The 1,761-nt window shown below is 70.8% G+C and carries 1 protein-coding gene and 1 pseudogene; both read left to right on the top strand.

Features of this window, described 5'->3' with window-relative positions:
* Positions 1–222, top strand: a pseudogene (locus FH969_RS15365) (hypothetical protein); the annotation flags it as partial.
* On the top strand, positions 219–1,649 hold the full coding sequence (locus FH969_RS14845; RefSeq protein ID WP_139987973.1) for a peptidoglycan DD-metalloendopeptidase family protein: 1,431 nt from the start codon (positions 219–221) through the stop codon (positions 1,647–1,649). The pseudogene FH969_RS15365 and the gene FH969_RS14845, both read left to right, overlap by 4 nt.
* Positions 1,650–1,761: the final 112 nt, after the last annotated feature.

Raw genomic sequence — 1,761 nt, forward strand, 5'->3', positions numbered from 1 at the left:
CTGTCGCCGGCCGCCGCAGAGGTGTACTCCTCGGTCGACCCCGCGAACGTGCCGGCCTCGGTCGTGACCGGTGAGGGCGTGGTCGTCGACGAGTCCTCGCCCTACGTCGCCTGGGTGCAGGTGCCCACCGACGTCGGCACCTACACGGTGCTCCTGTCACGGGAGAGTGAGACGTCGGGCTGGCTCGGCGAGCGAATCACCCCACCCGAGGAGGCGGGGTGAAGCTCGCCGGCCTCCTGGGCGCCGCCGCCGCGGCAGCCCTCGGGCTCGGCGCCGTCGTGGTTGGCGTGGTCCTGGGCCAGGACGAGGCCTCGGCCGCGGTGTGCACGCCGTCGACGTCGAGCGTCCAAGTCGACACCGCAGCCCTTCCGAGCGTGGGGTCGTGGACGAGCGAGCAGGTCACCAACGCCGCGCTCATCATCAACGCCGGCGAGGCTCTCGGGATCTCCGCACGAGGCCAGCAGATCGCGGTCATGACCGCTATCGGGGAGAGCTCGCTGCGCGTGCTCGACCACGGCGACGGACCCGGCCCGGACAGCCGAGGCCTGTTCCAGCAGCGCGACAACGGCGCGTGGGGCACGTACGAGGACCGGATGGACCCCACGAAGAGCGCGACGAACTTCTACCGCGCGCTCCAGGGCGTTGAAGGGTGGGAGGAACTGGAGCCGACGATCGCGGCGCACAGGGTGCAGCGCAACGCCGACCCCTACCACTACGGGAAGAGCTGGGACCCGGCCGGGGAGCTGCTCGTGCAGCTGGCCGGGTTCGACGTCGACGGGGAGTCCTGCACCACCCGGGCTGGTGTCATCAGCGCCGACGGGTGGACCCACCCCCTGCCGGACCTGCGCAAGATCTGGCACAACTACGGCACCTGGCGCGGCTCCTACGCTCACGCCGGGGAAGATCTCACCGCGCCGGCCGGCACACCCATCTACGCCGCCGCGAATGGGCTCGTGACCCGGTCCAGCTGCACCGCGTTCCAGGGCCGCTCCCCCTGCAACATCATCATCGACCACGGCGCCGACCCCGCCACCGGTCAGCGGATCGAGACCTGGTACGTCCACATGTACCCCACCGGGGTGCACGTGGCGGTCGGAGACCGCGTCACCGTCGGCCAGCACATCGCCGACGTCGGATCCAACGGCAACTCTTCCGGCCCGCACCTGCACCTCGAGGTCCACCTCGACGGCGTCACCGTCGACCCGGACGCCTTCTTCGCCATCCGCGGCGTGGACCTGTCCACCAGGCCCACCGTGCCCGCGGTCACCGCGGCCGCCGGCCAGGCCCTGACCTGGGCCCGCACCCAGCTGGGCATGCCCTACGTCCTCGGCGCGACCGGACCCAACAGCTACGACTGCTCCGGGCTCACCCTGCGCGCCTACCAAGCCGCCGGGATCACCCTGCCCCGCACCAGCCGCGAGCAGTACACCGCGACCACCCGGATCAGCCGCGCGGACCTGCAGCCCGGGGACCTGATCTTCTGGAGCAACGACGCCACCGCGGCCGGGATCTACCACGTCGCGATCTACGCCGGGAAAGACGCCACCGGCGCCGATCGGGTCGTCCAAGCCCCCGCGCCGGGCAAGACCGTCGAGGAGATCACCCTGTGGTCAACCAACCTGTACGGCTACGGCCGCGTCGGGACGTAGCCGACATGCCCGCGTGTCGCACCGTGCCCACAACAGTCACGGCCCTAATGTCGCGTGTAACAGTTAAGAGGAGGTTCGCATGGTTCAGCCACACAAGGGCGACCGGGTGCTT

It is taken from the genome of Miniimonas arenae, from assembly GCF_006351005.1.
Lineage (GTDB): Bacteria > Actinomycetota > Actinomycetes > Actinomycetales > Beutenbergiaceae > Miniimonas > Miniimonas arenae.